Here is a 26,970-nt window from a genome sequence, read left to right as displayed (position 1 = left end):
GCGGCGTGGATCTCCGACGTGTTGCCGCGCCCCGATCATCCCGATGAACTCGGCGATCATTCCTGCTCGCGCGTTCCGACGCCCAGCCAGGACAGCAGGTCCGCGCGCAGGGCGACGAAGGTTGGGTCGGCGACGTCGCGGGGGCGCTCCAGGTCGAGGACCTGGTCGTAGCGGATGCGCCCGTCGCGCATCACCAGCACGCGGTCGGCCAGCAGCAGGGCCTCCTCCACGTCGTGGGTGACGAGCAGGATGGCGCAGCCGTGCCGCTGCCACAGCTGGCCGACCAGTTGCTGCGCCCTGATCCGGGTCAGCGCGTCCAGCGCCGAGAACGGTTCGTCGAGCAGCAGCAGGTCCGGTTCGCGCACCAGGGCCCGGGCCAGCGACGCGCGCTGCGCCTCGCCGCCGGAGAGCACCTTGGGCCAGACGTCGACCCGGTGGCCGAGCCCGACCTCCTCCAGCGCGGCGACCGCCCGTTGCTTGTCCGGCCGCCCGGGCAGGCCGAGGACCACGTTGCGCCACACGCGCTTCCACGGCATCAGCCGCGGTGCCTGGAACGCCACCGCACGGCGCGCCGCCACCTCCACCTCGCCGGTGATCTCGCGGTCGAGGTCGGCGAGGATGCGCAGCAGGGTGCTCTTGCCGCAGCCGCTCGGACCGAGCAGCGCCACGAACTGGCCGGGTTCGATCTCCAGGTCGAGCTCGTCGAGCACGGTACGGTCGCCGAAGCGGCGGGTCAGCCCGTGCACCACGGCCGGCTTCACTACGCGCCGCTGAACGCCGGTCGCCATGCCAGCACCACCCTCTCCAGCAGTCGGACGACGAAGTCGGCGACGAGGCCGAGCAACGCGTAGAGCACCAGGCAGACCACGATGACGTCGGTCTGCAGGAACTCGCGTGCCATGTTCATCTCGTAGCCGATGCCCGCGGTGGCGTTGATGGTCTCGCCGAACACCAGCGCCAGCCACGCCGAACCCAGCGAGTACCGCAGCCCGACCAGGGCGTTGGGCATGGCGGCGGGCAGGATGACGTGCCGCACCTGCGCGAACCAGCCCAGGCCGAGGGTCTTGGCGGCCTCCACCAGCCCGGCGTCGACGTTGCGGATGCCGCCGTAGATGTTCATGTACAGCGGGAAGGTCACCGCCAGCGAGATGAGCACGATCTTGGGCTGCTCGCCGATGCCGAACCAGATGATCAGCAGCGGGATCAGGCCGATCACCGGCACTGTGCGCAGCATCTGCATGGGGGCGTCGATGATGTCCTCGCCGCGGCGGAACAGCCCCGACAGCGTGGCCAGCACCACGGCCGCCACGACGCCGATGGCCAGGCCCGCGCCGACGCGCTGCACGGAGGTCAGGATCGCCTCCTGGAGGCGGCCTTCCTCCCACAGTCCCACCCCGGTGCCCAGCACCGTGGCGGGCGAGGCCAGGATGTCGTCGCTGAGCACCCCGGTGCTGCTGAGCAGCTGCCAGAGCGCCACCAGCGCGACGGGGCTGACGAGTTTGAAAACCCAGCGGGGAACGCGGTTCTCGCGCCGGGCGGTGCGGGTCCGCACGGTGGTCACGGGGATCGGATCTCGGTCGGCGCGCGCTTCGGTGGGCGCGCGCCCGGTACTGCTCAGGGACGCTGTCATGGGGGATCTCCGCAGGGCAGGGCGCAACGCGGCCACGGGCGGGGCCGCGCTGCTGCGAGCACGGAAGAAGAGTTCGGGAAGCAGGAGCACGCGCCGGACCGGCGCGCGTGAAGGCGGATCAGGGCGTCAGCAACAGAGTGCGGAGGACACGCGGAGGAAGTCCACGTACCCCCGTGTGGTCAGGGCCGCTGTCCGGATCATGGGGCTGACGGTATCGACGCGGTCCGCCGCTGTAAACCCAACCCCACGAAGTGGGATTGGTGCTCGATCACACCTCGGCGCGCCGCGCTACGGTGGCTGCGTGCAGATGTCCACGCCCCGGGTGGAGGGCCGACGGTGATTGAGGAACTGCTGCCCACCCAGGTCAGTTCCGCCGAGGCGTTCGCCGATCCGCCGGACGCCGTGCTGTTCGCCGAGGAGGAGGCCGTGATCGCGCGCGCGGTCGACAAGCGCCGGCGGGAGTTCACCACCGGCCGCTGGTGCGCGCGGCGGGCGCTGGAGCGGTTGGGCGTCGAGCCCGCGCCGCTGCTGCCCGGGGAGCGCGGGGCACCGCAGTGGCCCGCGGGGGTGATCGGCAGCATCACGCACTGCGCGGGCTACCGGGCGGCGGTGGCCGCGCGGAAGGACCAGGTGCACGCCGTCGGCATCGACGCCGAGCCGCACGACCGGTTGCCCGACGGTGTGCTGGACGTCGTCTCGCTGCCGACGGAGCGGGAGCGGCTGGTGCGGCTGTCGGCGGCGCGACCTTCGGTGCACTGGGATCGCATCCTGTTCAGCTGCAAGGAATCCGTCTACAAGGCGTGGTATCCGCTGGCCCGGGAGTGGCTGGGGTTCGAGGACGCGGAGCTGGAGTTCGGCGAGGGCACCTTCACCGCGCGGCTGCGCAAGCAGGGCCCGCCGGTGGACGGACGACCGCTGACCGGGTTCACCGGCCGGTGGCTGGCCCGCGACGGCCTGGTGGTCACGGCGATCGCCGTGCCCCGGTTGTGAGCGCGGAGGAGCCCACGCGCACCGGCCGGGTGCTCCCCCACCCGGCACCCACGGACGACCACAGTCCACACGCGGCGAACCCGCGTCCCCACCCCCGAAAGCCCCCAAGTGTTGCCTATCCTTGGAAGGATACCCCGCACGAGGTTCCCGAATTCGCCTGAGGTCGGGAAACTTGGGGGCTCACGGGGTGATCACCTGCGTGGGATCAGGACGCCTGGCCGTTCTTCAGGGCGCGGGCGATGGCGACCACGCGGCGGGCCTGCACGGCCGCCGCGGCGCGGGTGACGTCGTCGACCTTGTTCGCGCCCTGGGCGTCGACGTGGCTGGTCCCGTACGGGTTGCCGTCGGCGAACTTGGCGCCGTCGGTGAAGCCCGGGGCCACCACGATGCCACCGAAGTGGTGGAAGGTGTTGTACAGCGCCAGCAGCGTGGACTCCTGCCCGCCGTGCGCGGTGGAGCTGGAGGTGAAGCCGCTGTAGATTTTGTCGGCGAGCTGGCCCTGCGCCCACTGGCCGCCGAGGGTGTCGATGAACTGCTTGAGCTGCGAGGCGATGTTGCCGAACCGAGTCGGCGAGCCGAAGATCACCGCGTCGGCCCACACCACGTCGTCCGGGGTGGCCTCGGGCACCGACCGGGTGGCCTCGACGTTGGCGCGCCACGCGGGGTTGCTGTCGATCGCCGCGTCAGGGGCGAGTTCGGGGACACGACGCAGCCGCACCTCGGCGCCGGCGGCTTCCGCCTCGGCAACCAGCGTGTTGGCGATCTCGGTGCCGACGCCGGTCGACGAGTAGTAGATGACGCTGAGCTTCACGGGGTTGCTCACGGTCGAACGCTCCTGTTCACGGGCGGCGGAGACAGCCGCAAATTTCTCTTTCGAGAAAGACAGTACTCAGGATAAATCTTCTGCGCAAGAGATTTCCACGTGAGCCATCTCGGGTAGACTGGGATCGAACAGCACAGCCAGGAGGAGCAATCCGTGAGCAGCACCGCCCCCGACCCGTGCACCGACGATGACGAGATCATCACCTGGTGGGGCCTGGTCATCGAGGGCTACCACGTCACCCAGGACCGGCTCATGGCCGAGATCGGCGAGCAGTTCGACCTCGCCCCGGCGGCGTTCGACATCCTGCTGCGCCTGGTCCGCTCGCCCGACCACCGGATGCCGATGACCAAGCTCGCCCGCGAGGCCGCACTCAGCAGCGGCGGCTTCACCAAGGTCGCCGACCGCCTCGCCCGGGCCGACCTGATCCGCCGCCAACCGTGCGAGACCGACCGCCGCGTCACCTACGCGGTGCTCACCGACCACGGACTCGACGTCGCCCGGCGCGCGCGCAAGGCGACCGCCGAGGTCCTGCGCCGCCGCGTCCTGGCGCCGCTGGGAAAGGAGGAGTCGGCCGCTCTGGCCCAGGCGATGCGCACCCTCCGCGAAGCCAACAGCACACAGCAGGGATGAACGGGCCACGCGACCCGCGGTGCGCGACGAGACCAACGCAACGCTCCACTGTGGAGTTACATCTACGTCGATTTCCCAACTATGGTGAAGGACGCCTCGGCCACCTGGTGAGGGCGTGACGGTCAGCGGGCGAGCACGTCCTGAGGGGTGGTTCCGGTTTCGGTGAGCGCCAGCCCCAGTTCGGCGCGCTCGACCAGCCAGCGGCTCGGGCGGTAGCGCGGGTCGCCGGTGGCCGAGTGCAGTGCGCGCAGCACGGTGAGGATGCAGCGCGGGCCCACGTGCTGGCCCCACTCCAGTGGTCCGCGCGGGTATCCCAACGCCATGCGCACCGCGGTGTCGATGTCCGCGGGCGCGGCCAGCCGCTGTTCGGCGATGAAGCAGCCGGTGTTGACGATGGATGCGAGCAGGCGTTGCGCGATCATGCCCGTGCCGTCGCGGACCACCGTCACGGCTCGTCCGGTGGCGGCCAGCGCCGCCCAGGCCGCGCGGGCGAGCTGCGGGTCCACCGCCGGATGCACGGTGAGCGTGTAGCGCTTGTCGCCGCCGAGGGGGTCGACCCCGCAGACCCGGGCCGCGGGCAGCCCGGCCGACAGGGCCGCGGTCGCCGCGCTGTGGCCGTACGGGGCGAGCAGCACCACCGCCTCACCGGAGGGTTCCTCGCCGCGCTCCACCGGGACGCCCGCCGCCACGAGTGCGTCGAGCAGTTCCGCGTTGTCCGACCAGACCGGCAGCCCCGTCACCTCCGGAGCCTCCGGCTCGGGCTGCTCCTGCTTCACCCCGCCGTCGTAGCGGTACCAGCCCTCCCCGGTCTTGCGGCCGAGCAGGCCCGCCTCCCTCCGGGACCGGGTGATCGGCGAGGGCCGCAGCCGCGGGTCGCCGTAGTAGCCGGACCAGATGCTCTCCATCGCCGGGTGCGTGACATCCAGGCCGGTGAGGTCCATCAGCTCGAACGGGCCCATCCGCAGTCCGAGCGTGTCGCGGGAGATCCGGTCCACGTCGACCGGCGTGGCCAGGCCCTCGGCCAGGATCTGCAGCGCCTCGGTGACCAGGCCGCGACCGGCGTGGTTGACCAGGAAGCCGGGGGTGTCGGTGGCGCGCACCGGCTGGTGGCCGAGCCGCCGCACCAGGTCGGTGAGCGCGTCGGGGATCCACCCGGCGGTCCGGGCGCCGGGGATCACCTCGACCAGCCGCATCAGCGGGACCGGGTTGAAGAAGTGCAGCCCGGCCAGGCGGGTGGGGTCGGCGAGCGCGGTGGCGATCGAGGTCACCGACAGCGAGCTGGTGTTGGTGGCGAACACGGTGTGCGCCGGGCACACCTTCTCCAGCTCGGCGAACAGCTCGCGCTTGGTGTCCAGGTCCTCGCGGACGGCTTCGATCACCAGGTCGCACGTGGTGGCGGCCAGCGGGGAGTCCACCGGCCGGAGCCGGGCGCGGGCGGTCGCGGCGTCGTCGGCGCCCAGTCGGCCCTTGGCGACGAGCTTGTCGAGCATCTGCCCCACGTGGTCGACGGCGGCCGACACGGCCTCCGGGCGGGCGTCGGCGAGCTCGACGTCGAGCCCGGCGGCCGCGGCCAGTTGCGCGATGCCGCGCCCCATCACGCCGGTGCCGATCACCCGCACCGCGCTGACCCGCTGCGCCCACTGCATGGTCGACCTCCCTCGTCCCTCGACGCACCTTCGCACGAAGCGCCAAGACCGTCCAATACCGAATTGCCTATCCAGTAAGACGCAGCTCAACATAATCCTCGCGTGTTCCGGCCACCAGCGGCGCTGTGCTACGAACGGAAAAAGGCCGGTGGAGCGGCCGTCACCGGAACTCGAAGGAGCGAGCGATGCGCGAAGCGGTGATCTGCGAACCGCTGCGGACCCCGATCGGCCGGTTCGGCGGGGTGTTCAGGACCGTGCCCGCGGTTGACCTGGCAGCGACGGTGATCAGGGCGCTGCTGGACCGCACCGGGCTGCCCGGCGAGGCGGTCGACGAGGTGATCCTCGGCCAGTGCTACCCGAACTCCGACGCCCCCGCGATCGGCCGCGTCGCCGCCCTGGACGCCGGCCTGCCCGTCGAGGTCGGCGGCTCCCAGGTGGACCGTCGCTGCGGCTCCGGTCTGCAGGCCATTGTGGACGCCGCGATGCAGGTGCAGACCGGGGTCAGCGACGTGGTGCTGGCCGGCGGCGCGGAGAGCATGAGCAACGCCCCGCTGTACACCACCGAGGCCCGCTGGGGCATCCGGGGCAGCCTGGAGCTGCACGACTCGCTGGCGCGCGGCCGGGTCACCGCCGGCGGCAGGAACTTCCCGGTGCCGGGCGGGATGCTGGAGACCGCGGAGAATCTGCGCCGGGAGTACGGGATCTCCCGCGCCGAGCAGGACGAGCTGGCCGCGCGCTCCCAGCAGCGGGCCGGTGCCGCGCAGCAGGCCGGGATCTTCGCCGAGGAGATCGTGCCGGTGACGGTGCCCTCCCGCAAGGGCGACACCGTGGTGGAGGTCGACGAGCACCCGCGGCCAGAGACCACTGTGGACACCTTGGCCGCCTTGCAGCCGGTGCTGGGCAAGTCCGACCCGGAGGCCACCGTCACCGCGGGCAACGCCAGCGGGCAGAACGACGCCGCGGCGGTGTGCGTGGTGACCACGCCGGAACGCGCCGCCGAGCTGGGCCTGCGGCCGCTGGTGCGGCTGGTGTCGTGGGCGCGGGCCGGGGTGCCGCCGCGCACCATGGGCATCGGTCCGGTCCCGGCCACCGCCAAGGCCCTGCAGCGCGCTGGTCTCACCCTCGCCGACATGGACCTGATCGAGCTGAACGAGGCGTTCGCGGCCCAGGTGCTGGCGTGCACCCGTGAGTGGGAGTTCAAGCCCGCCGACTTCGACCGGCTCAACGTCAACGGTTCCGGTATCTCGCTGGGGCACCCGCTGGGCGCCACCGGCTGCCGCATCCTCGCGACGCTGTCGCGCGAGATGCAGCGCCGGGAGGCCCGCTACGGTCTGGAGACGATGTGCATCGGCGGCGGCCAGGGCCTGGCCGCGGTCTTCGAACGGGTCTGAGGGGCACCCCGCGGCTGAAGTGGTCCCCGATGATCGGAACTGAATTCCTCAGCCCAACCACGGGGGATCACCTTCAGTCCGGGGCGCCCCTGGCTCCTCACTGAACTCACCGTGTGTCAACGGTTCACCGCGCGCTTGAGGCGCTCGGCTCTCCAACGTCGTCCAACTCGCGCCCCCGCGTCTCCGGTGCGGCCACCGCCATCCACAACGACGCCAGCACCAGCAGCCCTCCGATGACCACGAACGTCAGCGGCAGCCCGAGGTACGGCCACAGCAGCGAACCGAAGATGACCGGCACGAACCCCGCCCCCACCCGGCTGACCGTCGACGCCCAGCCGAAACCGCTGGCGCGCAACCGGGTCGGGTACAGCTCGGACACGTAGGCGTAGAGCGCCGGGATGGTCAGCTCGATCAGGAACCCGAACGCGGTGATCCACCACTTGGCCGCCGATTCGATGTCCAGCTGCACCGCGAACAACACCAGCGCCAGCACGGACAGCGGCCCGCTGAGCCCGATCACCCACTTGCGGCCGATCGCGTCCACCAGCCACGCCGACACCACCACGCCCACGATGCCGATCGCGGTCATCAGGGTGGTGACCATGAAGGCGGCGTAGTGGCCGTAGCCCTGCTTGACCAGGATGCTCGGCAGCCACGTCAGAGCACCGTAGTACACCAGGAACACGGTCAGAAACAGCGCCCACGACACCGAGGTGATCCCGGGGCTGAAGCGCCACAAATCCCGTGCCTGCCTGGCGAACGCGGCGGCGGACATCCGGGGCTGCGGCGCGGGTTCCGGCAGCACCCACGGACCGACCTGCGCCCCGGTGCGCCGCACCAGCCCGTCGATCACCTGCCGGGCCTCCTCGGCCCGTCCCTGGCGCACCAGGTACATCGGCGACTCCGGCACCGAGCGGCGGATCCAGAACAGCAGCAGTGCGGGCAGCACCATCACCACCAGCAGCAGCCGCCAGTTGTCAAACACCAGCAGCGCGGCCGACACCGCCCCGCACAGGGTGGCGCCGACCGGCCACCAGACGTCCATCGCGGTCAGCACCCGGCCCCGCACCCGGGCCGGGGTGAACTCGCCGACCAGCGCGTAGTCCACCGGGATGCAGCCGCCCAGCCCGATCCCGGCCAGGAAGCGGAACACACAGAACGTTACGAAGTCCGGCGACGCCGCGCCGGCCAGCGAGAACACCGAGAACATCAGCAGCGTCAGGCTGAACGCCCGTTTGCGGCCGATGGTGTCGGCGATGGCGCCCCAGAACACGGCGCCGACGGCCATCCCGATGAGGTTCGCGGTGCCGACCCAGCCGCGGGCCGCGGGTGAGAGGCCCCACTCCTCGCCCACCAGCGGGATGAGGAATCCGTTGAGGGCCACGTCCCAGGCGTCGAACATGAACCCGAGGCCGCCGATGAGGAAGATGGTGCCCTGGGTGTTCCACTTCCACGGCAGTTCCTGGACTACTCGGTCTCCGGTCTTCATGGGGCTCCCCTTGCTGTGCTGACCGGTCTTGCTGGTTGTCGTTCCCCCAGGGCCTCCCGGGAATCCCGAATGTGCCTCAACTTGGCCCCCCGCCCCACGCTTGCGGTGCGGGAGCGGGCTCCAAATTTGCCCAAACCTGGGAATTCGGGTACCCGGGGTTGGCGGTGGTCGCGGGCCCGGCCGGGTGGGTTCGTGGTGAGGACCGGGCCCGGCCACCCTGGGCGGTCACACGTCCATGAGCGCCTTGCGCTGACCGCCGTCGACCGGGATGTGCGCGCCGTTGAGGTAGCTGGCGCGCGGCGAGGCCAGGAAGGTGACCACGTTGGCGACCTCCTCCGGCTCGCAGATCCGGCCCAGCGGCAGCGAGGACAGCGCCAGTTCGTGCGCGCGTTCCGGCGAGACTCCCTTGTCCCGGGCGAACGCCGCCTCCAGACCCGCCCACCGATCGGTGTTCACCGGACCCGGGTTGACGGTGTTGCACCGGATGCCCAGCGGACCGTACTGCTCGGCGACCGAGGCGGCGAAGTTGATGTCGGCGGCGTTGGCGGCCCCGGCGGTCATCTCCCAGTACGACGGCTTGAGGCCGTCGTTGCCGACCACGAGCACGATCGACCCCTCGCCACGCTCCCGCATGTGCCCGATGACCGCGCGGACCGTGCGCACGTAGCCGAGAAACTTCAGCTGCATGCTGCCCAGCCACTGCTCCTCGGTCAGCTCCTCCAGCAGCCCGCCGGGCGAGGAACCGGCGCAGGTGACCACGACGTCGATGCGGCCGAATTGCTCGATGGCGGTGTCGACGCAGCGCTGCACGTCTGCGGTGACGCTCATGTCCCCGGCCAGGCCGAGGACCTTGCGGCCGCTGGCCGCGGCGATCTCCTCGGCGGCGCGGGTGATGTCGGCCTCGGTGCGGGCGGTGATGACCACGTCGCAGCCCTCGGCGGCCAGCTGTTCGGCGCAGGCCCGGCCGATTCCCTTGCTGGCCCCGGTGACGAAGGCGATCTTGCCGTCCAGTTGCATGTCCATGGTGGACTCCTCCTTGGTGGTTACTTGGCGCCCGTGGTCGACGTGCTCAGCGAACGCGGGTCCCGGGCCGGCCAGCGGTCGTGCTCGACCTGGGCCAGGAAGCGTTCGACGTGGTGGTTGAACAGCTCGGGTTCTTCGAGGTTGGTGACGTGGCCGGTCTTGGGCAGCACGACCAGCCCGCTTCGCGGGATGGTGCGCTTGAGCATCAGATCGGTTTCGAGCACGCCCTCGTCCTCGTCACCGGCGACGATCAGTGTCGGCACGTCCATCGCGGCCAGGTCGGCGCGCAGGTCGTACAGCGACGGGCGGGCCTTCTGCACGCCGCGCATGGTCAGCGCCGCGCCCACCGGGTCGTGCTCGGCGAGCACCGCGACGTGCTCGGCGTGGCCGCGCGGATCCTTGTTCTGGAACTGCACGCGCGCCGGGCCGAATCCGTACCACGTCGCCATGTCCGCCGAACCTTCGGTCTCGAAGGCCACCGCGACCTTCTCTGACTCGGCGCGGAACTTCTCCCGCGCGTCGGGGTGCGCGCCGTAGCCACACCCGGCGACCACCAGGGAACGGGCCCGTTCCGGATGCCTCAGTCCGAAGTGGAGGGTGCAGAAACCGCCCATCGAGTTGCCGACGACGTGGGCGCGGTCGGCGCCGATCGCGTCCAGCACCGTCACCAGGTCCGCCACCGCGCGGTACTGGTCGTAGCTGTCCGGGTCGGTGGGCACGTCCGAGGGCGGATAGCCGCGCGCGGCGTAGACGACGCAGCGGTAGCGGCGGGCGAAGTGCCGCACCTGCGGTTCCCAGGAGCGGTGGTCACCGGCGAACTCGTGGACGAAGACCAGGGGGACGCCGGAACCGGCTTCCTCGTAGTACAGGCGCACCCCGTCGTCGCTGGTGGCGTAGGGCACTCGAACCTCCCACGTGCGATGTGACATACCAACTCGGGCGGTCAGCGCCGGACCGCGCCGTCGAACACGGCGGTGTTGGCCGCGCGCTCCGCGGCGAGGCGTTCCACCAGCCTCTCCCCCGCGACGACGTGCTCCTTGGCGCGGCGCACGGCGTCGCGGTCCAGCTGCGCCACCGACGCCGCGAGGTCGACGGCGGCGGCGTGCGGATCGTCGACGACCCGGTCGAGCAAACCGATGGCCGCCGCCTCGTCAGCGGGCACGAACCGCTGGCTGAGCACGAGTTCCAGCGCGCGGCGGCCCACGGTCGAGGGCAGGCCCCACGGCCCGACCGACAACCCGTGCCCGGGGCCGGCGAACCGGAAGCGGGCCTGCGGCGAACCGAGCCGCACGTCAGCCGCCAGCGCCAGCTGCGCTCCCCCGCCCACGGCCGCACCGTCCACGGCGACCACCACCGGGATCGGCAACCGCAGCATCCGCTCGTACAGCGCGTAGAGGCCGTCACTGACACCCCGGCGTTCCTCGTCGGACACCGACAGATCCGCTCCGGCGCAGAACCGGCCGCGGCTGGTGGAACCGATGACGACCGCCCGCAGCACCTCGTCGGCGGCGGCCTCAACGAGCTGCTCGAGCAGAGCCGCGACGAGGGCCGCGTCGAAGGCGTTGTGCCGTTCGGGCCGGTCCAGGTCGAGGACCAGCACGGCCGGCACGGGACGGGTGCAGCGCAACATTGTTCCTCCGATCAGCGCAGGAGCCGAGGACCGGCCGGGCGGCTTGGGGCCGCGGCGGGAAGCATCATCGTCGGGTTCTCCTTCGCAGCAGGGTGAGCGTGCGGCGGACCGGCACCTGGTAGCGCTGGTGTCCGATGTGGAGGATCGCGGTGACCTCCTCGTCGGCGAGCACGGTGGGCCGCCGCGAGCCGCGGCCGAGCACCCGGCCCGCGAGGGCGCCGACGACCAGGGCAGCCGCGATCGGCGCGACGCGCTTCAGCAGCGGCAGCGCGACCAGCGCAAGACCGTCCAGTTCGGACTCCGGGGCGACCTGAGCCGCGACCGGAGCGGATTCGGTGCGGGACGGTGCGGTGACGACGGGTGCGGCGGGCGGCGCTTCGGTGCGCGACGGTCCGGCGTGCGCCGCGCGGGGCGGCGCTGGTTGCGTCAGGAGGGTGCCGAGGTTGTCGGCGAACTGCTCCATGAGCTTCTGCGAGACACCCGCCAGGGCGCCGCGGCCGAACTGGGCGACCTTGCCGCGGACCACCAGGTCGGTGTTCAGGGCGAGCACGCTGCCGTCGTCGTGCGGGCGCACCCGTACCTCCACCTTGGCCTCCGCACCGCCGCTGCCGTGCTGGTCGGTGCCGCGGGCGTCGAGCACCAGCCGGTGGCCGGGCTCGTCGACCTCCAGGAACCGCACCACGCCCTGGTAGGCCGCGGAGATCGGGCCGACCTTGACCCGCACCCGCCCCCGGTAGGCGTCGTCCACCCGCTCCTCCAGGGTCGCGCCCGGCATGCAGGGCGCCACCCGCTCCACGTCGTTGATCAGCGCGAACACCTGCTCCGGCGGGGCCGGGAGCACGACTTCGTTGGTGAGCCGCAATGCTGTCCTCCTGTCAGCGCGAGTCCGCGAGCGTGCACAGCCACGGGGGCGACAGCGGCAGGTGGCCGACGTCGCCGGGCAGGCCGAGCGCGTCGCGCACCGCGTTCGCCAGCGCCGCGCCCGCGGCGGTGATCCCGCCTTCCCCAGCGCCCTTGATGCCCAGCGGGTTGTCCGGGCTGGGCGCGTTCTCGGTGATGAGCGTGTCAACCAGGCCGGGCACCTCGGCGGCCGTGGGCATCAGGTAGTCCACAAACGTCACCGCCTGCGGCTGGCCCTGCGCGTCGTAGTGGAAGTTCTCGTGCAGGGCGCCGCCGAGTCCCTGCGCCACGCCGCCGACGAGCTGGCCTTCCACCAGCGTCGGGTTGATCGCCCGCCCGACCTCGTAGGCGACCAGGTAGTGCGGTACCGAGACGTGCCCGGTGCCCGGGTCGACGTCGACCACCGCCACGTGCACGCCGTAGGGGTAGGTCATGTGGTCGACCTCGAAGACCCGCCGTGCCGCCAACCCGGGCTCCGCGCCCGGTTCCAGGTGAGGGCTACCCGGCGCGCACGCCGCGGCGATCTCGCCGAGCGCGACGCGGCGACCGGCCACCTCGAATCCGCCGTCGACGTGGTCGAGCAGGTCCGCCGCCACGCCGAGCATCCGGGCGGCCACCTCGCGGGCCCGCCGCAGCACCGCGGTCGCCGCGAGGTCCACGGCGTTGCCCGCCAGGACGGTCGAGCGGCTCGCCCAGGAGCCCAGGCCGAACGGTTGCAGGTCGGTGTCGCCGTTGACCACCTGCACCTGACGGTGGTCCACGCCCAGCCGGTCGGCAGCGATCTGGGCGAGCGCGGTCTCGATGCCCTGCCCCAGCGAGGTGCCGCCGGAGTGCACCCGGACCCGCCCGCTGGGCTCGACGATCACGTCCGCGGTCTCGTGCGGCCCCAGCCCGCTCTTCTCCAGGAACACGGCGAAGCCGTACCCGGCGCGGCGGCCCCGCGCCCGCAGCCGCGCAACCTCCTCGCGCCAGCCGCGGGTGCGTTCCAGCGCGGCTTCGAGCAGGGCCGGGTAGTCTCCCGCGTCCAGCACCACGTCGGTGCCCAGCGCCCGCAGCGGCCGCACGTGCGGGATCTCGTCGGGCCGCAGCAGGTTGCGCCGCCGGATCTCGGCGCGGTCGATGCCGATGCGGTCCGCGGCGACGTCCAGCAGGTGTTCCCGCGCGAACGTGCCCTCGTAGCGGCCGGGTGCGCGGTAGGTGCCGCACGGCGTCTTGTTGGTCAGCACCACGTCCACCGCCGCCCGGTACGCCGGGACGCGGTAGGGGCCGGGCAGCATGCCGACCGTCAGCTCCGGGACCAGCAGGCCGTGGGTGCGCAGGTAGGCGCCGTTGTCGTGGGTGATCTCGTCGCGCAGCGCCAGCAGCCGGGCGTCGGCGTCGAAGGCGGCGGCGATGCGGTGCCGCTGCTGGCGGGAGTGGTTGAGCGCGACCAGGTTCTCCGCGCGGTCCTCGGTCCACTTGACGGGTCGCCGCAGCCGCCGCGCCAGCCACGGGATCAGCAGGTCCTCCGGGTAGAACTCGCCGCGCGCGCCGAACCCGCCGCCGGCGTCCATCGCGTGCAGTCGCACCTGCTCGGCGGGCATGCCCAGCATCCGGGCGAGCACACCGCGGTTGAATACCGGCACCTTGGTCGCGCCCCACACCTGCAGCCGCCCGGTGGCCGGGTCGTACTCGGCGACCAGGCCGCGCGGCTCCATCGGCACCGCCGCGTGCCGCCCGACCTCGACGTCGACCTCCACGACGTGGGCGGCGGTGGTGAACGCGTCGTCCACGTCGCCGTAGCCGGTCTCCAGCCGCGCCACCGGGGGTGCGCCGTCGGCGTCGACGACCACCGGGAGTTCCCGGTAGTCCACGGTGACCAGTTCGGCGGCGTCCTCGGCGGTGTAGGGGTCCTCGGCGACGACCACCGCGACGGGCTCGCCCACGTAGCGCACCTCGTCCGGCAGGATCCGCTGCAGGCAGTCCGGCGGCTCGTCGCCGCGCGGCAACCGGATCGGGATCGGCGGGATGTCCCCGAGGTCGGCGCCGGTGATCACGGCCACCACGCCGGGCAGCGCCCGCGCCGCCGCGGTGTCGATGCCAACGACCGCACCGTGCGCCACGGTGGAGCGCACCATCCGCGCGTACACCTGCCCGAGGCGGTCCACGTCGTCGGCGAACCGGCCCAGGCCCCGGAGCAACCGGTCGTCCTCGTGGCGCCGCACCCGCGCGCCCACCACGCCGGTGCGCTGCGGTGTCGCGGTGCTCATCGCGCCTCCCCGGTCGAACGTGCCGCTGTCATCGGATTCGACGGAATCGGCGCGCTCATACCGCCTCCTGGCGGCGGCGCTCGGCGACGTCGGCGATCGCCTCCACGATCCCCTGGTAGCCGGTGCAGCGGCACAGGTTCGACGACACCACCTCGCGGATCTCGGCGCGGTCCGCCCCGGGGTTCTCGGCCAGGTACGCCTCGGCGAGCATCAGGAAACCAGGGGTGCAGAACCCGCACTGCAGGCCGTGGTGCCGGGAGAACGCCTCCTGCAGGTCCGACAGCCGGTCGCCGTCGGCGAGCCCCTCCACGGTGCGCACCTCGGTTCCGTCGGCCTGCACGCCGAACATCAGGCACGACCGCGCCGGTACCCCGTCCACCAGCACCGTGCAGGCGCCGCAGATGCCGTGTTCGCAGCCCAGGTGCGTGCCGGTGTGGCCGAGGTCGTGGCGCAGCACGTCGGCGAGGGTGCGGCGGGACTCCACCAGCACCTCGTGCTCGGTGCCGTTGACCGTGATGGTGATCAGTTGCTGGTCCTTCATCGACTGCCCTCCAGGGCTCGCAGAACCTGCTCGGGGGTGATGGGCACGGCGTCCAGCTCCACGCCGGTGCCGCGCAGTGCGTCGTTGACCGCGTTGAGCACCGCCGCCGGCGCTCCGATGGTGCCGCCCTCGCCCATGCCCTTGGCGCCGGTTTCGGTGAAGGCGCACGGGGTTTCCAGGTGCTCGACGTCGACGTCGGGGATCTCGGCCGCGGTCGGTACCAGGTAGTCCACGAGGCTGCCCGCCGTGGGCTGGCCGTCGTCGTCGTAGTCGATCCGCTCGTACAGCGCCCCGGCGATGCCCTGGGCGACGCCGCCGCGCACCTGGCCGTCGACGATCGTTGGATTGATCACCACGCCGCAGTCCTCGACCACGAGGTAGCGCAGCGCGCGGGTCTGCCCGGTGCGCGGGTCCAGCTCGACCACGACGCCGTGGGTGGCGTTGGAGAACGTGCCGGAGGTCAGCACGTCGAACACGGCCTGCGCGGACAGCCCAGGTTCGAGGTCCTTGGGCAGCCGGTGCGCGCGCAGGTAGGCCACCTCCGCGACCTCGGCGACCGGGACCGCGCGGCCGGGGTCGTCGCGGTGGCGGCACCAGCCGTCGTCGAGTTCGATGTCGTCCTCGTCGGCGCCGAGCAGGTGCGCGGCGATGCGGCGCAGGCGCGCGGCCAGCCGGTCCGCCGCCAGGCGCACCGCGCCACCGCCGATGGCCGCCGAGCGACTGGCGAAGGTGCCCCACCCGTAGCTGACCAGGTCGGTGTCGCCCTGCCGGATCTTGACCGCCTCCGGGTGCAGGCCGAGCTGGTCGGCGGCGATCTGGGCGAGTGTGGTCTCGTGGCCCTGGCCGTGCGCGGAGGTGCCGGTCGTCACCGTCACCGCCCCGCCGGGGTCCATGCGGACCTCGGCGATGTCGTAGCCCGGCACCACCGACATGCGGCGCTGCGCGAACGCCTCGGTGCCGTAGCCGGTGCGCTCGTTGAAGCAGGCGAAGCCGATGCCGATGCGCCGGTCCGCGGCGGTGTCGCGCAGGTCGAACCAGCCCTCCTCGCGCAGCCGCTGCTCGCACCGGTCCAGCGACTCCCGGTAGGAGCCGGGGTCGTAGGTGATGCCGTTGACGCCCGCGTGCGGGAAGGTGTCGATGAGGTTGCGCCGCCGCACGGCCAGTGCGTCCAGGCCGAGTTCCCGCGCGGCGCGTTCCATCAGCCGCTCCATGACCAGCACGATCTGGGGTCGGCTGACGCCCCGGTACGGCGCGGTGGGCGCCTTGTTGGTGGCCACCGCGCGCGCCCGGGCGCGGTAGCGCGGCACCCGGTAGACGCCGGGCAGTTCGGCGGCGGCCATCAGCGGTTCGACGCCGCTGGTGAACGGAAACACCGAGTAGGCGCCGACGTCGCAGCGAATCTCCGCGTCCAGCGCCAGGATCCGGCCGCCGCCGTCGAAGGCCGCGCGCACCTGGTACTGCTGCTCGCGGCCGAGGAAGCTGGCGGTCAGCCCCTCGCGCCGGTCCTCGATCCACTTCACCGGGCGGCGCAGGCGCAGCGCCGCCGCGGCGACGGCGATCTCCTCGCGCCCCACGACGCACTTGAGCCCGAAGCCGCCGCCGACGTCGGGCACCACGACCCGCACCTGCCGTTCCCGCAGCCCGAGGCAGCGGGCCAGCGCGGTGCGCACCACGTGGGGGACCTGGGTGGAGATGTGCACCACCAGCTGGTCGTCGCGGTCGACCCACTCGGCGAGGCAGCCGCGCGGCTCCAGCGGCAGGGCGTTCTGCCGCCCGCTGCGCAGCGAGGTGCGCACCACGCACTCGGCGGTGGCGAAGACCTCGTCGACGTCGTCGTCGAAGGCCGTCACGTCGAGGAAGGTGTTCGCGGTCAGTTCGTCGTGCACTCGTGGTGCGTCCGCAGCCAGTGCGTCGTCGGCGGAGGTCACCGCGCGCTGCGGCGTGTAGTCCACAATGGCCAGTTCGGTGCCGTCCTCGGCGGCGTAGGGGTCGTCGGCGAGCACGATCGCCACCGGTTCCCCGGCGTAGCGGACCCGTCCGGTGGCCAGCACCGGTGTCGTGGTCGGGGTGAACTCCGGCCGCTCCAGCACCGCGGTCAGCCCGGTGACGTCCAGGTCGGCCGCGGTGAACGCGGCGCGCACACCCTCGGCCGCGGTCACTCCGGACAGGTCCACCGAGTTGATCCGCGCCGCCGCCAGCGGACTGCGCACGAACGCCGCGGACAGCGCACCGGCGCGGTCCAGGTCGTCGACGTACCGGCCGCGACCGGTCAGCAGGCGCGGGTCCTCGCGGCGCGGCACCGCCGCACCCACCCACTTGCGTCGCGTGCTCACCCGGCCATCGCCTCCTGGCACGCGCGCACCACGAGGGTGCGGGCGAGTCGGCGCCGGTACTCCGCGCTGCCGTGTGCGTCGCTGCCCGGCTCGATGGCCGCGGCCGCGGCGTTCGCGCACGCGGTGAACAGCTCCGCACCCAGCTCGCCGCCGGCCAGCACCGCCTCGGCTTCGGCCACGCGGACCGGGACGGAGTCCACCCCGCCCAGCGCGACGCGGCCGCCCCGGCACACCCCGTCGGCGACGTCCAGGCTCACCGCGGCGGCGACGATCGCGAAATCGCCCTTCCGCTGGGCGAACTCGGTGAGCGCGGCGTGCGGCGCCGGGTTGGGGAAGACGACCTCGACGATCATCTCGTCGGGTTCCAGTGCGGTGGTGAGGAATCCGTGGAAGAAGTCCGCGGCGGCAACGGTGCGCCTGCCCCGGGTGCTCGCCACGACGATCCGGGCATCCAGCAGGACCGCCAGCAGGCACCACTCGGCGGTGGAGTCGGCGTGCGCGAGGCTGCCGCCGATGGTGCCTCGCGTGCGGATGGGGTAGTGGCCGATCCAGCCTGCCGCGCGACTGAGTACCCCGAACGGGCCGATGATCTCGGGCGCGTCAGCCGTTTCGATCGCGCGGTGCGTGGTCAGCGCGCCGATGCGCAGGGCCGCGCCGTCGCGCCGTTGGTAGGACAATCCGCTGATGCGGCCGATGTCGACCAGCGCGGCGGGGCGCGCCAGCCGGAAGTTCATCATCGCCACCAGGCTCTGCCCACCGGCCAGCAGCTTGGCCTCGTCGCCGAGTTCGGCGAGCAGTTCGGTGGCGCCGCGGACGTCGTGTGCCCGGTGGTAGTCGAACGATGCCGGTTTCACGGCTCTCCTCTCCCCGGATGCCGCTGAGTCGACATGCAGACATCGTCTGCAACTTGATATATCATGATTCAAACAGCGCGACCCGCCCCGCGCAAGACCGATCTGCCGCGCGTTTTCGTTGCCGCAGCGCGGAAATCAACACGTCATCGCGGAAACCCGACCGTTACTGGGAGTAGGTCTTGACACAGAACCGGATGTGGCAGGAGACTTCCGCGCACAACCGCGCGGCGTGGCAACGACACGGCGCCGATCCCTCGCGCATCGGCGAACTCGCGACGGGCACGCTACCCTCGGCGTGCGCCGCGGCCCCGCACCGGCGGGCGCTGTTGTTCCCGGCCGAGTCGGACCGGTGGCTCACCCACGGCGACATCGCCGAGCACAGCACGCGCACCGCAAGTTGGTTGCGCGCCAACGGTGTTCGCCCCGGTGATCGGGTGCTGCTGTGCGGCCACAACACCTCGGCGCTGGTGCTCGCCTACGTCGCGGTGTTGCGCGCCGGGGCCGTGGCCGTGCTGGCCAATCCCGCCTACACCGCAGACGAACTCGCGCACCTGGTGACCGACAGCGGTGCCGGGTGGGCCTTCGCCGCTCATCCGGCGACCGAGCGTCTGTCCGGTCTGGACCTCCGCGTGGTCTCCCTCGACAAGCCACTGCCCGCAGCACCGCGCACCGGCCGGCAGAACCCCGCCCCGGAGCACGATTTCCGGGAAGATCGGGACAGTGCGCACGATCTCGCACTACTGGCCTACACCTCCGGCACCACCGGGACACCCAAGGGCGTTCCGCTCACGCACGCCAACCTGCTGTCCTCGATCCGCGCGGCGATGCTGGCGTGGCGGTGGAGCGAGGACGACGTGCTCGTGCACTCCCTGCCGCTGAGCCACCAGCACGGCCTGGGCGGGGTGCACGCGACGCTGCTGTCCGGCTCGGCCGCGGTGATCCTGCCGCACTTCGACGCCGAGGAACTGACCCGGGCGATGCGCGCGCACTCGGCCACCGTCCTGTTCGCCGTACCCGCGATCTACGAACGGCTCGTCGACGCACCGGACGCGCTGACCACGCCGACGCTGCGGTTGGCGGTGAGCGGTTCGGCTCCACTGAGCCCGGAGCTCGCCGACCGCCTCACCCGGTTGCTGGGCCAGCCGCCGCTGGAGCGATACGGCAGCACCGAAAGCGGCCTGAACGTGTCCAACCCGATCGACGGCCCGCGCCTCCCTGGCACCGTCGGGTTGCCACTACCCGGCGTGGAACTGCGCATCGCGGATGAATCGGGCGTCGAAGTGCCCGTCGGCCGGGACGGCGAGATCCTGCTGCGCGGCCCGCAGGTGTTCGGCGGCTACTGGAACCGCCCCGAGGCCACCCGGGAGTCGTTCCACCCCGGCGGCTGGTTTCGCACCGGCGACCTCGGCCGCATCGATCCGGCCACCGGCTACCTCAGCATCACCGGCCGGACAAAGGAACTGATCATCACCGGTGGTTTCAACGTCTACCCGCGCGAGGTGGAGCTGGCGCTGGAGAAACACCCGGCGGTCGCGGAGGCGGCGGTGGCCGGGATGCCGTCGCAGCGGTGGGGCGAGCAGGTCACCGCCTGGATCGTGCCGACCGGACCCGCGGACGTCGACGACGTGCTCGCCCACTGCCGACGGCTGCTGGCCCCGTACAAGTGCCCGAAGCAGGTGTACGTCGTGGACTCGCTGCCGCGCACCAGCATGGGCAAGCTCCGCCGCTCGGCGCTGAAGCCGCTGGACACCCGCTCGCTGGACCGGGCGATCGCCACACTGCGGCGGGCGGAACTGTGAGCGGCCTGGCGGGTCTGGGCGCCCGGCTGCGGTCCGGCGCCGAGACCTCGCGGTCGCTCGTCGAACGCGCGCTCGCCGCGGCCGAGCGAAGCACGACGGGCGCATTCGTCGCCGTACAGCCGGAGAGCGCGCTGGCCGCGGCGGCCGCGGCGGACCGGGAGCTGGCCGGTGGCCGCGATCGCGGTCCGCTGCACGGCATCCCGGTGGCGGTGAAGGACAACATCGACGTCGCCGGGTACTGGACGCGCTGCGGCACCCCGGGGCTGGGCCACCACCTCGCCGAGCGTGACGCGGAGGTGGTGGGTCGCCTGCGGGCCGCCGGTGCGGTGGTCGTCGGCAAGACTCGCACCCACGAGCTGGCCTGGGGCATGATCACACCCGGCTGCCGCAACCCGCGCGATCCCAACCGCATCACGGGTGGTTCCAGCGGTGGTTCGGCGGCTGCGGTCGCCGAGGGAATCGTGCCGCTGGCGCTGGGCACCGACACCGGCGGGTCGGTGCGCAACCCGGCCGCGCTGTGCGGAGTCGTGGGTGTCAAGCTCGAAGCCGGTGCCGTGCCGATGACCGGTATCGCGCCGCTGGCCCCGACCCAGGACTGCGCGGGCGTGTTCGCGACGAGCACCGACGACTGCGCCGCGGCCCTGGCGGCGCTGGCGATTCCGCCGCGCAGCGGCGAGATTCGCGCAGTCGGCGTGATCAGCGACAGGTGGGCCCAGCGGGTCCAGCCGGAAGTCGCTGCCGCGCTGGCGGATTCGGTGGAGGTGCTGCGGAGTCAGGGGATCGAGGTGGTGGACGTCGCGGTGCGGCATGCCGAACTCGCCCCGGCCGCGTCGTACGTGATCATGCTCGCCGAGTCCGCTCACGAGTGGTTCCCCGCCACCGGTGTCGGCGACGAGGTGCGCGACCTGCTCCGCCTGGGCGCCAACGTCCGCCGCGGCGACTACGACCTCGCGCTGTCCGCGCGTTCGGCCATCCGCGCCGGCCTCGACGAGGCGTTGCGCCGGGTGGACGCGCTCCTGCTGCCTGGTTCGCCCGTCGTCGCCCCGCCAATCGGGGCCAAACTGGTGGAGTGCGCCGGGCGGGAGGTTCCGGTGGCCGCCGCGTTCACCGCCATGACCGCGCTGGCATCGGTCACCGGTGCCGCCGCGGTGTCGGTGCCCGCCCCGGTCGACGGCCTGCCCGTCGGGGTGCAGTGCATCGCCTCCTCCACCGGTGCGGCGCTGCACTGTGCGGAGCTGCTCCACACGGGGTCGTGCCGCGCGCCCAGCTAGAATTCCGCCCGTATCAGCACAGAATGGATGACCCCCGTGATGCAGCCGCTGTACACCAGTAAGACCGAGCTGGTCACCAGCATGCTTCGCGAACTCATCGTGACCGGGGAGCTGGAGGCCGGGACGACGCTGCGGCAGCGCGACCTGGCGGCCCGGCTCGGAGTGAGCCCCACCCCGGTCCGCGAGGCCCTGCGCCGTCTGGAGTCCGAGGGGCTGGTGACCGCCGGCCAGCACCGCAGCGCCATCGTCGCGGAATCCTGGCTGGACGCCACCGAGGAGAACTACCTCATCCGCGCCGCCCTGGAGTCGCTGGCCGCCAAGCTCGCCGCCCGCCGTATCACGGCGGACCAGCTGGCAGCGATCGAGAAGATCAACGCGCAGATCCTCGCGCTGGACGAGAACGCTCTCACCTACGGCGCGCTGAACCGGGACTTCCACTTCGGCATCTACCAGGCGGCGGGTTCTCCCGTGCTGCTGTCGCTGATGCGGATGCTGTGGCAGGCGATGCCGGACGGCCCGAAGGTGGTGCGCACCCACCAGGAGTCGGCGGCCGAGCACGCGGAGATCATCGAAGCCCTCCGGGCGGGCGACGCGGAGCGAGCCGGAGAACTGACGCACAAGCACATCGTCGGCAGCGCCCACCTGGCGGACGAACGCCCCGCCAGGCGCAAGCGCGGAACCTGATCCCGCACCGCCCCCGCACCGCCACTCGATGAGCGGACCAACGCGGGGGCGTCACGGCATGCGCGTGTGCGGTTCGAAACCGGTGGTTCGGCGTCCCAGCCGACCGTCCGCGTTCAGCAGCGTTGCGGAAGGCGTTGCGGTTCCGCTGCGCGGGAGCGGCTGCGCGCGATGACGAGCAAGGAGCACACCAGCGACACCGCGACCAGCAGCACGTGGTAGGCGGCCACCGGCACGATCGAGTGCGTGCTGGTGTAGAGGCCCTGGCCGACCATCGGCGCGGTCCCGCCGATCAGCGCCGAGCACAGCTGGTACGACAGGGAGATCCCGGTGTAGCGGACGTTGGCCGGGAACGCCTGCGCCAGCAGTCCCGCCAGGACCGCGTAGTTCATCGCGCCGGTGATGCCCACGGCCGTGATACCGACCGCCGCCGCCACCGCGTTCCCGGTGCCCACCAATGCGTACATCACGGGCACGGTGAGCAGGTTGATGGTCAGCAGCGTGCCGACGGTGCGCGCCAGCCCGAAGCGCTGCGCGGCGAGGGCCCCGAACGGCTGCGTGACGAACTGGGCGATGCTGTAGACCAGCAGCGCGTTGAGCATCACCGAGCGGTCCATGCCGACCTCGCTGGTCGACCAGGACAGGATGAAGGTGGTGATGAAGTAGGTCGCGGCGATGCCGATGGAGCTGGCGAGCACGCCGAGCACCAGCATCCCCGGGTGTGTGCGGACCACCTCGCCCAGCGGGGCCCGCACGATCTGCCGCTGCTGCCGCAGCCGCTCGAACTCCGGGGACTCGGCCACCCGCAGCCGGATCACCAGCCCCACCACGACCAGCACCGCCGAGATCAGGAACGGCACCCGCCAGCCCCACGACCGGAACACCTCGTCAGGCAGTTGCGTGACCGACACGAACGCCAGCGTGGCCAGGATGGAACCGGCCGGTGAGCCCTGCTGGGCGTAGGCACCGAACAGGATGCTGCGCCCCTTCGGGGCGTGCTCCGCGCCGATCAGCACCGCGCCGCCCCACTCCCCGCCGACGGCGATGCCCTGCACGCAGCGCAGCAGCACCAGCAGGATCGGGGCGAGCACCCCGGCGGTGGCGTAGGTCGGCAGCACGCCGATGCCCGCGGTGGCCACGCCCATCAACACCAGGGTGACCACGAGGGTCTGCTTGCGGCCGATTCGGTCGCCGAGATGGCCGAAGATGACGCCGCCGAGCGGGCGGGCGAGGAACCCGACCCACAACGTGGCGAAGGACGCCAGCACGCCCGCGGCCGGGGACGACTCGGCGAAGAACAGCGAGCCGAACACCAGCGCGGAGGCCGTGCTGTAGATGTAGAAGTCGTACCACTCGATGGTGGTGCCGATGAAGGATCCGAGGCCCGCGCGGCGGGCCCGCCTCAGTTGTTCGTCCACAGTGGTCACCGTCCGGAGATGAGATCGGCGATCTTGGCGATCGGCGAGGTGGTGGTGCGGTGGGTGAACTCCGCCCGGTCCGCGGCCCGGTAGGCCGCGTACATGCCCTGCACACCGAGCCAGCGCAGCGGTTCCGGTTCCCAGCGACGCACCGGGTGGTCCACCCAGGGCAACCGGGTCAGCTCGGTGTTCCGCCCCAGCAGCAGGTCCCGCATGGTCCGCGCGGCGAGGTTGGCCGCGGCCACGCCCTGCCCGGTGTAGCCGCCCGCCCGGGCCAGGCCGGTGCGGCGGTCGAAGCTGATCGAGGCGCACCAGTCCCGGGGCACCGCGAGCACCCCGGACCAGGCGTGGTCGATGCGCAGCGTCGCGGTACTGGGGAACAACCGGGTCAGAACCTCGCGCAGGGCCTGCACGGTGCTGGCGCCGGTGGTGCCACGCGGGTTCGTGCCGCCGCCGAAGCGGTAGGGGTTGCCGCGCCCGCCCACGGCGATCCGCCCGTCGGCGGTCCGCTGTCCGTACATGTAGGCGTGTGTCTGGTCGGACAGCAGTTCCGCACCGGCCCACCCGATGGCGTCCCACATCGCGGCGGGCAGCGGCTCGGTCACGATCATCGAGGAGTTCATCGGCAGCACGCTGCGCCGCTCTCCGGCCAGCGTGGGCGTGTAGCCCTCGGTCGCCCGCACGATGCGTTCGGCGCGGACCACGCCGAACGGTGTGTGCGCGGCACCGGGTTCGATGCGGGTGACCGGGGTCGACTCGTAGATGGTCACGCCGCTGCGCTCCACCAGCTCGGCCAGGCCGACGACGAGCTTGGCGGGGTTGATGCGCGCGCAGTGGGGGTTGAACACCGCCCCGAGCGCCCCGTCGATACGGACGCGGTCGGCCAGTTCGGCCGCCGACAGCATGACCTGGTCGGTGTGCCCCCAGCGCCGGTCGGCTTCGTGGGCGGCGGCCAGCCTGGCGAGCTGGGCCGGTGAGTGTGCGACGCGGAGGTAGCCGGACCGCAGGACGTCCGCCTCGATGTCGTTGTCCGCGGCCACCGCGATGACCTCGTCCACGGCCTGGTTCATCCAACGCTGGAACGCCAGCACCGCGGCGCGGTCGCGGACCTGTGCGTAGCGCTTGGCCGAGCCGGGGATCTTGGCGCTGAGCCAGCCGCCGTTGCGGCCGGACGCGCCGAAACCGGCGAATTCCCGCTCCAGCACGGCGATCCGCAGCCCGGGATCGGCCTGCTTGAGGTAGTGCGCGGTCCACAGCCCGGTGTAGCCGGCACCGACGATGCACACGTCGAAGTCGCGCGGGCCGTCCAGCGGCGGACGCCGCACCGGATGCCCGATCTGCTGGAACCAGAACGACACGTTGCCGTTGACGGCCATGCCACTCCTTTCGACCCGCCCCGCGGGCAGTCCCTAGTAGCTGGGTGGGCTGATCACCCAGAGCACGCTCGCCGGTGCGCCTCCGGTCTCGACCAGGCGGTGCGGCGTGGCGCTGCTGTAGTCGGCACTGTCCCCGGCGGCCAGCTCGATCGCCTCGCCGTCGAGCTGCAACTCGACCCGGCCCTTGAGGACCAGGACGAACTCCTCGGACTCCCCGTGGGTGTAGGGATCGTCGCCGGTCGAGCCGCCCGGGTCGAACTCGCCGATGAAGACCTCGACGTTGCGGGCCGGACGCGGGGTCAACCGGTACTTGCGGCCGAGCACGCCGAACTCCAGGCCGGGCCGGTCGGCCACCCGCAGCACGCGGGCCCTACCGCCGCCCTGGTCGGCGAACAGGTCGCCGACACGCAGCCCCAGCGCCCCGGCGATCTGGCGGAGGGTGGCGATGCTGGGATTGGCGATGCCGCGCTCCACCTGGCTGAGGTAGCCCTCGCTGATCCCGGCACGTTGGGCCACCGACAGCAGGGTCATGCGCCGCGCCTTACGCAGCTCACGCACGCGCTCGCCGACCGGAATCTCCCCGTCCTGCGCCACCGCACCTCCCTGGGTCGACTGCAGGCTAAAGCGGCGCCGCACCGTCACACAAGATTTCTGAGGTAACAACTCAGCTGGCTTGCCCATGACCGGCCGGCACTGTGCTTCGACGGCGGGGCCGGTTCCGGACAGTGCAGGCCGCTGTCAGGTGCGCAGCAGCACGGCTACCCAGCCGGACGCGGACGAGGACGATCTCCGTGGTGGGACGGCACGTCGTGGGCGCCGCTGGGATGCGCGTGCAGCACCGCGCCACCCAGACGCGGAAGTGCCTGGCACAGGTTGTGTTCCGCGGTGTGCGCGATGTGGTGCGCGGCAGCGAGGCTCAGGTCCGGGTCGACGTCCAGTTCGGCTTCGGCACGCAGCGCGTGCCCGACCCACCGCATCCGCATCCCACCGACGGCGCGCACGCCCGGCGTCGCGGCCAGCACCCGCTCCGCGCGGAGCACCAGCTCGGGGTCCACGGCGTCGAGCATCCGCGCCAGCACGTCCTTCGCCGAGCCCCACAGCACCACCGCGATCGCCGCGGTGATCAGCACGCCGACCACCGGGTCCACCCACCACCAGCCCAAAGCGGTGCCAGCGGCCGAACCCAGCACGCCGAGGCTGGTGAAGCCGTCGGTGCGCGCGTGCCGACCGTCGGCGACCAGTGCGGCGGAGCCGATCTCGCGGCCGACGCGGATGCGGTAGCGTGCGACCAGCTCGTTCCCAACGAAGCCCAGCAGCCCGGCCACCGCGAGCCAGCCCGAGTGCGCCACCGGGTGCGATTCGACCAGCCGCCGCACCGCCTCCCACCCGGCCGCCGCGGCCGATGCGGCGATGACCGCGAGGACGGCCAGCCCGGCGAGGTCCTCGGCGCGGCCCAGTCCGTAGGTGAAGCGGCGGGTGGCCGCCCGCCGCGCAAGCAGGAACGCCACCGCCAACGGCACGGCGGTCAGCGCGTCGGCGAAGTTGTGCAGGGTGTCGCTGAGCAGCGCCACGGACCCGGTGAACGCCACCAGCACCGCCTGGCCCAGCGCGGTGACGAGCAGCGCCGCGAAGGAGATCCACAGCGCCCGCATCCCCTTCCGGCTGGCCGCCAGTGCGCGGTCGACCGCGTCGCGCGCGTCGTGGCTGTGCGGTGTCGCGGCGTGCCGCCACCGGCCGTGCCCGTGGCCGTGCCGCGATGTCGCAGAACCCATCGGACCTCCTCTCCCCACCGCACGATAGGCGCCCCGAGCAGCACGCGACAACGCTGCTGTTACAAGGAAATCGCAGCTACTCTCCGATCCGTTGTGGACATTCCGGCCGAGCCGCGGTGTGGTCGGCGGGTGGAGCGGCCGAGCGCGTTCCGGCGGTGGTCCAGCCCGGCCACCGCGGTGCCGCGCCTGCCGGTGGCCACACCCGGTGCAGCGCGGACATCGCGGCCCGTCGCGGTGGCCGCCGATCAGACCTTGCGGGCGGCGGTTTCGTTGGTCATCGCCGCGCGCCGCGGCGGCTCCGGCTCCAGCAGGTCGCCAACGTCGCACCCCAGCACCGAGCAGATGACGTCGAGGTCGTCGAGCTTGATGCTGGCCGGGGTCTTTGACCACAGCCCGGACATCTTCCCGGCGGAGACCACCAGCCCGCCCTCGGCGAGCCTGCGCTGCAGTTCGGTGGCCTTCCAGATGCCGCGCTGGGCCGCGACCAGGCGCAGGTTCCACTTCACGGCGACATCGCCTCCCGC

Annotated in this window: 24 protein-coding genes; 6 read left to right on the top strand and 18 right to left on the bottom strand. The window is 72.3% G+C overall.

Annotation, left to right across the window (positions count from 1 at the left end; all coding sequences use genetic code 11):
• Window positions 1-56: 56 nt before the first annotated feature.
• A complete protein-coding gene (locus tag IEY17_RS13575; RefSeq protein WP_188987724.1) occupies window positions 57-788 on the bottom strand; it encodes an ABC transporter ATP-binding protein in 732 nt (243 codons plus the stop codon).
• Window positions 761-1,630, bottom strand: coding sequence for an ABC transporter permease (locus IEY17_RS13570; RefSeq protein ID WP_188987723.1), 870 nt, complete (start codon window positions 1,628-1,630; stop codon window positions 761-763). The genes IEY17_RS13575 and IEY17_RS13570 overlap by 28 nt, the downstream gene beginning before the upstream one ends.
• A gap of 336 nt (window positions 1,631-1,966) precedes the next feature.
• Here IEY17_RS13570 and IEY17_RS13565 point away from each other — a divergent pair, with 336 nt between their 5' ends.
• On the top strand, window positions 1,967-2,620 hold the full coding sequence (locus IEY17_RS13565; protein ID WP_188987722.1) for a 4'-phosphopantetheinyl transferase family protein: 654 nt from the start codon (window positions 1,967-1,969) through the stop codon (window positions 2,618-2,620).
• Between the two features lie 205 nt (window positions 2,621-2,825).
• Here the strand turns inward: IEY17_RS13565 and wrbA are convergent, their stop codons facing one another.
• Window positions 2,826-3,443: an NAD(P)H:quinone oxidoreductase gene (gene wrbA / locus IEY17_RS13560; RefSeq protein WP_188987721.1), complete on the bottom strand. Its 618-nt coding sequence runs from the start codon at window positions 3,441-3,443 to the stop codon at window positions 2,826-2,828.
• A 153-nt stretch (window positions 3,444-3,596) separates the two neighbouring features.
• On the opposite strand from wrbA, the gene IEY17_RS13555 reads away from it, so the two are divergent.
• Entirely contained in the window at window positions 3,597-4,073 is a 477-nt protein-coding gene (locus IEY17_RS13555) for a MarR family winged helix-turn-helix transcriptional regulator (RefSeq protein ID WP_188987720.1), read from the top strand.
• A 122-nt stretch (window positions 4,074-4,195) separates the two neighbouring features.
• On the opposite strand, the gene IEY17_RS13550 is transcribed toward IEY17_RS13555, so the two are convergent.
• The gene (locus IEY17_RS13550; protein WP_188987719.1) at window positions 4,196-5,719 is read right to left on the bottom strand and encodes a 3-hydroxyacyl-CoA dehydrogenase; all 1,524 of its coding nucleotides are present in this window, start codon (window positions 5,717-5,719) and stop codon (window positions 4,196-4,198) included.
• A 185-nt stretch (window positions 5,720-5,904) separates the two neighbouring features.
• On the opposite strand from IEY17_RS13550, the gene IEY17_RS13545 reads away from it, so the two are divergent.
• Entirely contained in the window at window positions 5,905-7,110 is a 1,206-nt protein-coding gene (locus IEY17_RS13545) for an acetyl-CoA C-acetyltransferase (protein ID WP_188987718.1), read from the top strand.
• Window positions 7,111-7,234: 124 nt separating this feature from the next.
• On the opposite strand, the gene IEY17_RS13540 is transcribed toward IEY17_RS13545, so the two are convergent.
• The 9 genes from IEY17_RS13540 to IEY17_RS13500 form a co-directional block, all read right to left on the bottom strand.
• Complete coding sequence (locus IEY17_RS13540) at window positions 7,235-8,599, bottom strand: MFS transporter (RefSeq protein WP_188987717.1); 1,365 nt, start codon at window positions 8,597-8,599, stop codon at window positions 7,235-7,237.
• Between the two features lie 225 nt (window positions 8,600-8,824).
• Window positions 8,825-9,622: an SDR family oxidoreductase gene (locus IEY17_RS13535; RefSeq protein WP_188987716.1), complete on the bottom strand. Its 798-nt coding sequence runs from the start codon at window positions 9,620-9,622 to the stop codon at window positions 8,825-8,827.
• Between the two features lie 20 nt (window positions 9,623-9,642).
• Window positions 9,643-10,524, bottom strand: a complete 882-nt coding sequence (locus tag IEY17_RS13530; RefSeq protein WP_188987715.1) for an alpha/beta fold hydrolase — start codon at window positions 10,522-10,524, stop codon at window positions 9,643-9,645.
• A gap of 41 nt (window positions 10,525-10,565) precedes the next feature.
• On the bottom strand, window positions 10,566-11,222 hold the full coding sequence (locus tag IEY17_RS13525) for an enoyl-CoA hydratase/isomerase family protein (RefSeq protein ID WP_229680128.1): 657 nt from the start codon (window positions 11,220-11,222) through the stop codon (window positions 10,566-10,568).
• Window positions 11,223-11,316: 94 nt separating this feature from the next.
• Window positions 11,317-12,114 carry an SRPBCC family protein gene (locus tag IEY17_RS13520; RefSeq protein ID WP_188987713.1) on the bottom strand — a complete coding sequence of 266 codons (798 nt, stop codon included), beginning with the start codon at window positions 12,112-12,114 and terminating at the stop codon, window positions 11,317-11,319.
• 13 nt (window positions 12,115-12,127) lie between these two features.
• On the bottom strand, window positions 12,128-14,401 hold the full coding sequence (locus tag IEY17_RS13515) for a xanthine dehydrogenase family protein molybdopterin-binding subunit (RefSeq protein WP_188987712.1): 2,274 nt from the start codon (window positions 14,399-14,401) through the stop codon (window positions 12,128-12,130).
• Between the two features lie 55 nt (window positions 14,402-14,456).
• The gene (locus IEY17_RS13510) at window positions 14,457-14,942 is read right to left on the bottom strand and encodes a (2Fe-2S)-binding protein (protein WP_188987711.1); all 486 of its coding nucleotides are present in this window, start codon (window positions 14,940-14,942) and stop codon (window positions 14,457-14,459) included.
• Entirely contained in the window at window positions 14,939-17,275 is a 2,337-nt protein-coding gene (locus IEY17_RS13505; RefSeq protein ID WP_188987710.1) for a xanthine dehydrogenase family protein molybdopterin-binding subunit, read from the bottom strand. Before IEY17_RS13505 ends, IEY17_RS13510 begins: the two co-directional genes overlap by 4 nt.
• Window positions 17,272-18,129 carry an FAD binding domain-containing protein gene (locus tag IEY17_RS13500; RefSeq protein ID WP_188987709.1) on the bottom strand — a complete coding sequence of 286 codons (858 nt, stop codon included), beginning with the start codon at window positions 18,127-18,129 and terminating at the stop codon, window positions 17,272-17,274. Before IEY17_RS13500 ends, IEY17_RS13505 begins: the two co-directional genes overlap by 4 nt.
• A 194-nt stretch (window positions 18,130-18,323) precedes the next feature.
• Here IEY17_RS13500 and IEY17_RS13495 point away from each other — a divergent pair, with 194 nt between their 5' ends.
• Genes IEY17_RS13495 through IEY17_RS13485 form a run of 3 tightly spaced genes read left to right on the top strand, consistent with a single transcriptional unit; the run spans window position 18,324 to window position 21,883 of the window.
• The gene (locus IEY17_RS13495) at window positions 18,324-19,928 is read left to right on the top strand and encodes a class I adenylate-forming enzyme family protein (RefSeq protein WP_188987708.1); all 1,605 of its coding nucleotides are present in this window, start codon (window positions 18,324-18,326) and stop codon (window positions 19,926-19,928) included.
• Window positions 19,925-21,199: an amidase gene (locus IEY17_RS13490; RefSeq protein WP_229680127.1), complete on the top strand. Its 1,275-nt coding sequence runs from the start codon at window positions 19,925-19,927 to the stop codon at window positions 21,197-21,199. The genes IEY17_RS13495 and IEY17_RS13490 overlap by 4 nt, the downstream gene beginning before the upstream one ends.
• 39 nt (window positions 21,200-21,238) lie before the next feature.
• A complete protein-coding gene (locus tag IEY17_RS13485; protein WP_229680139.1) occupies window positions 21,239-21,883 on the top strand; it encodes a GntR family transcriptional regulator in 645 nt (214 codons plus the stop codon).
• A gap of 113 nt (window positions 21,884-21,996) precedes the next feature.
• On the opposite strand, the gene IEY17_RS13480 is transcribed toward IEY17_RS13485, so the two are convergent.
• The 5 genes from IEY17_RS13480 to IEY17_RS13460 form a co-directional block, all read right to left on the bottom strand.
• On the bottom strand, window positions 21,997-23,298 hold the full coding sequence (locus tag IEY17_RS13480; RefSeq protein ID WP_229680126.1) for an MFS transporter: 1,302 nt from the start codon (window positions 23,296-23,298) through the stop codon (window positions 21,997-21,999).
• A 5-nt stretch (window positions 23,299-23,303) separates the two neighbouring features.
• On the bottom strand, window positions 23,304-24,674 hold the full coding sequence (locus IEY17_RS13475) for an NAD(P)/FAD-dependent oxidoreductase (protein ID WP_188987705.1): 1,371 nt from the start codon (window positions 24,672-24,674) through the stop codon (window positions 23,304-23,306).
• Window positions 24,675-24,707: 33 nt separating this feature from the next.
• Window positions 24,708-25,268, bottom strand: coding sequence for a helix-turn-helix domain-containing protein (locus tag IEY17_RS13470; protein ID WP_229680125.1), 561 nt, complete (start codon window positions 25,266-25,268; stop codon window positions 24,708-24,710).
• A gap of 164 nt (window positions 25,269-25,432) precedes the next feature.
• Complete coding sequence (locus IEY17_RS13465) at window positions 25,433-26,446, bottom strand: cation diffusion facilitator family transporter (RefSeq protein ID WP_188987703.1); 1,014 nt, start codon at window positions 26,444-26,446, stop codon at window positions 25,433-25,435.
• 245 nt (window positions 26,447-26,691) lie between these two features.
• Entirely contained in the window at window positions 26,692-26,952 is a 261-nt protein-coding gene (locus tag IEY17_RS13460; protein WP_188987702.1) for a helix-turn-helix domain-containing protein, read from the bottom strand.
• Between the last annotated feature and the right edge of the window lie 18 nt (window positions 26,953-26,970).

It is taken from the genome of Saccharopolyspora thermophila, from assembly GCF_014646075.1.
In the GTDB taxonomy this organism is placed as follows: domain Bacteria; phylum Actinomycetota; class Actinomycetes; order Mycobacteriales; family Pseudonocardiaceae; genus Saccharopolyspora; species Saccharopolyspora thermophila.
The sequence above is the reverse complement of the archived record's forward strand: the minus strand, read 5'-3'. Positions and strand labels throughout refer to the sequence as shown.

What these genes read in the sequence shown, in the direction of transcription:
- IEY17_RS13575 (WP_188987724.1), bottom strand. Translation starts at nt 788, where the DNA reads ATGGCGACCGGCGTTCAGCGGCGCGTAGTGAAGCCGGCCGTGGTGCAC.
- IEY17_RS13570 (WP_188987723.1), bottom strand. Translation starts at nt 1,630, where the DNA reads ATGACAGCGTCCCTGAGCAGTACCGGGCGCGCGCCCACCGAAGCGCGC.
- IEY17_RS13550 (WP_188987719.1), bottom strand. Translation starts at nt 5,719, where the DNA reads ATGCAGTGGGCGCAGCGGGTCAGCGCGGTGCGGGTGATCGGCACCGGC.
- IEY17_RS13545 (WP_188987718.1), top strand. Translation starts at nt 5,905, where the DNA reads ATGCGCGAAGCGGTGATCTGCGAACCGCTGCGGACCCCGATCGGCCGG.
- IEY17_RS13540 (WP_188987717.1), bottom strand. Translation starts at nt 8,599, where the DNA reads ATGAAGACCGGAGACCGAGTAGTCCAGGAACTGCCGTGGAAGTGGAAC.
- IEY17_RS13535 (WP_188987716.1), bottom strand. Translation starts at nt 9,622, where the DNA reads ATGGACATGCAACTGGACGGCAAGATCGCCTTCGTCACCGGGGCCAGC.
- IEY17_RS13515 (WP_188987712.1), bottom strand. Translation starts at nt 14,401, where the DNA reads ATGAGCACCGCGACACCGCAGCGCACCGGCGTGGTGGGCGCGCGGGTG.
- IEY17_RS13510 (WP_188987711.1), bottom strand. Translation starts at nt 14,942, where the DNA reads ATGAAGGACCAGCAACTGATCACCATCACGGTCAACGGCACCGAGCAC.
- IEY17_RS13495 (WP_188987708.1), top strand. Translation starts at nt 18,324, where the DNA reads ATGTGGCAGGAGACTTCCGCGCACAACCGCGCGGCGTGGCAACGACAC.
- IEY17_RS13485 (WP_229680139.1), top strand. Translation starts at nt 21,239, where the DNA reads ATGCAGCCGCTGTACACCAGTAAGACCGAGCTGGTCACCAGCATGCTT.
- IEY17_RS13475 (WP_188987705.1), bottom strand. Translation starts at nt 24,674, where the DNA reads ATGGCCGTCAACGGCAACGTGTCGTTCTGGTTCCAGCAGATCGGGCAT.
- IEY17_RS13465 (WP_188987703.1), bottom strand. Translation starts at nt 26,446, where the DNA reads ATGGGTTCTGCGACATCGCGGCACGGCCACGGGCACGGCCGGTGGCGG.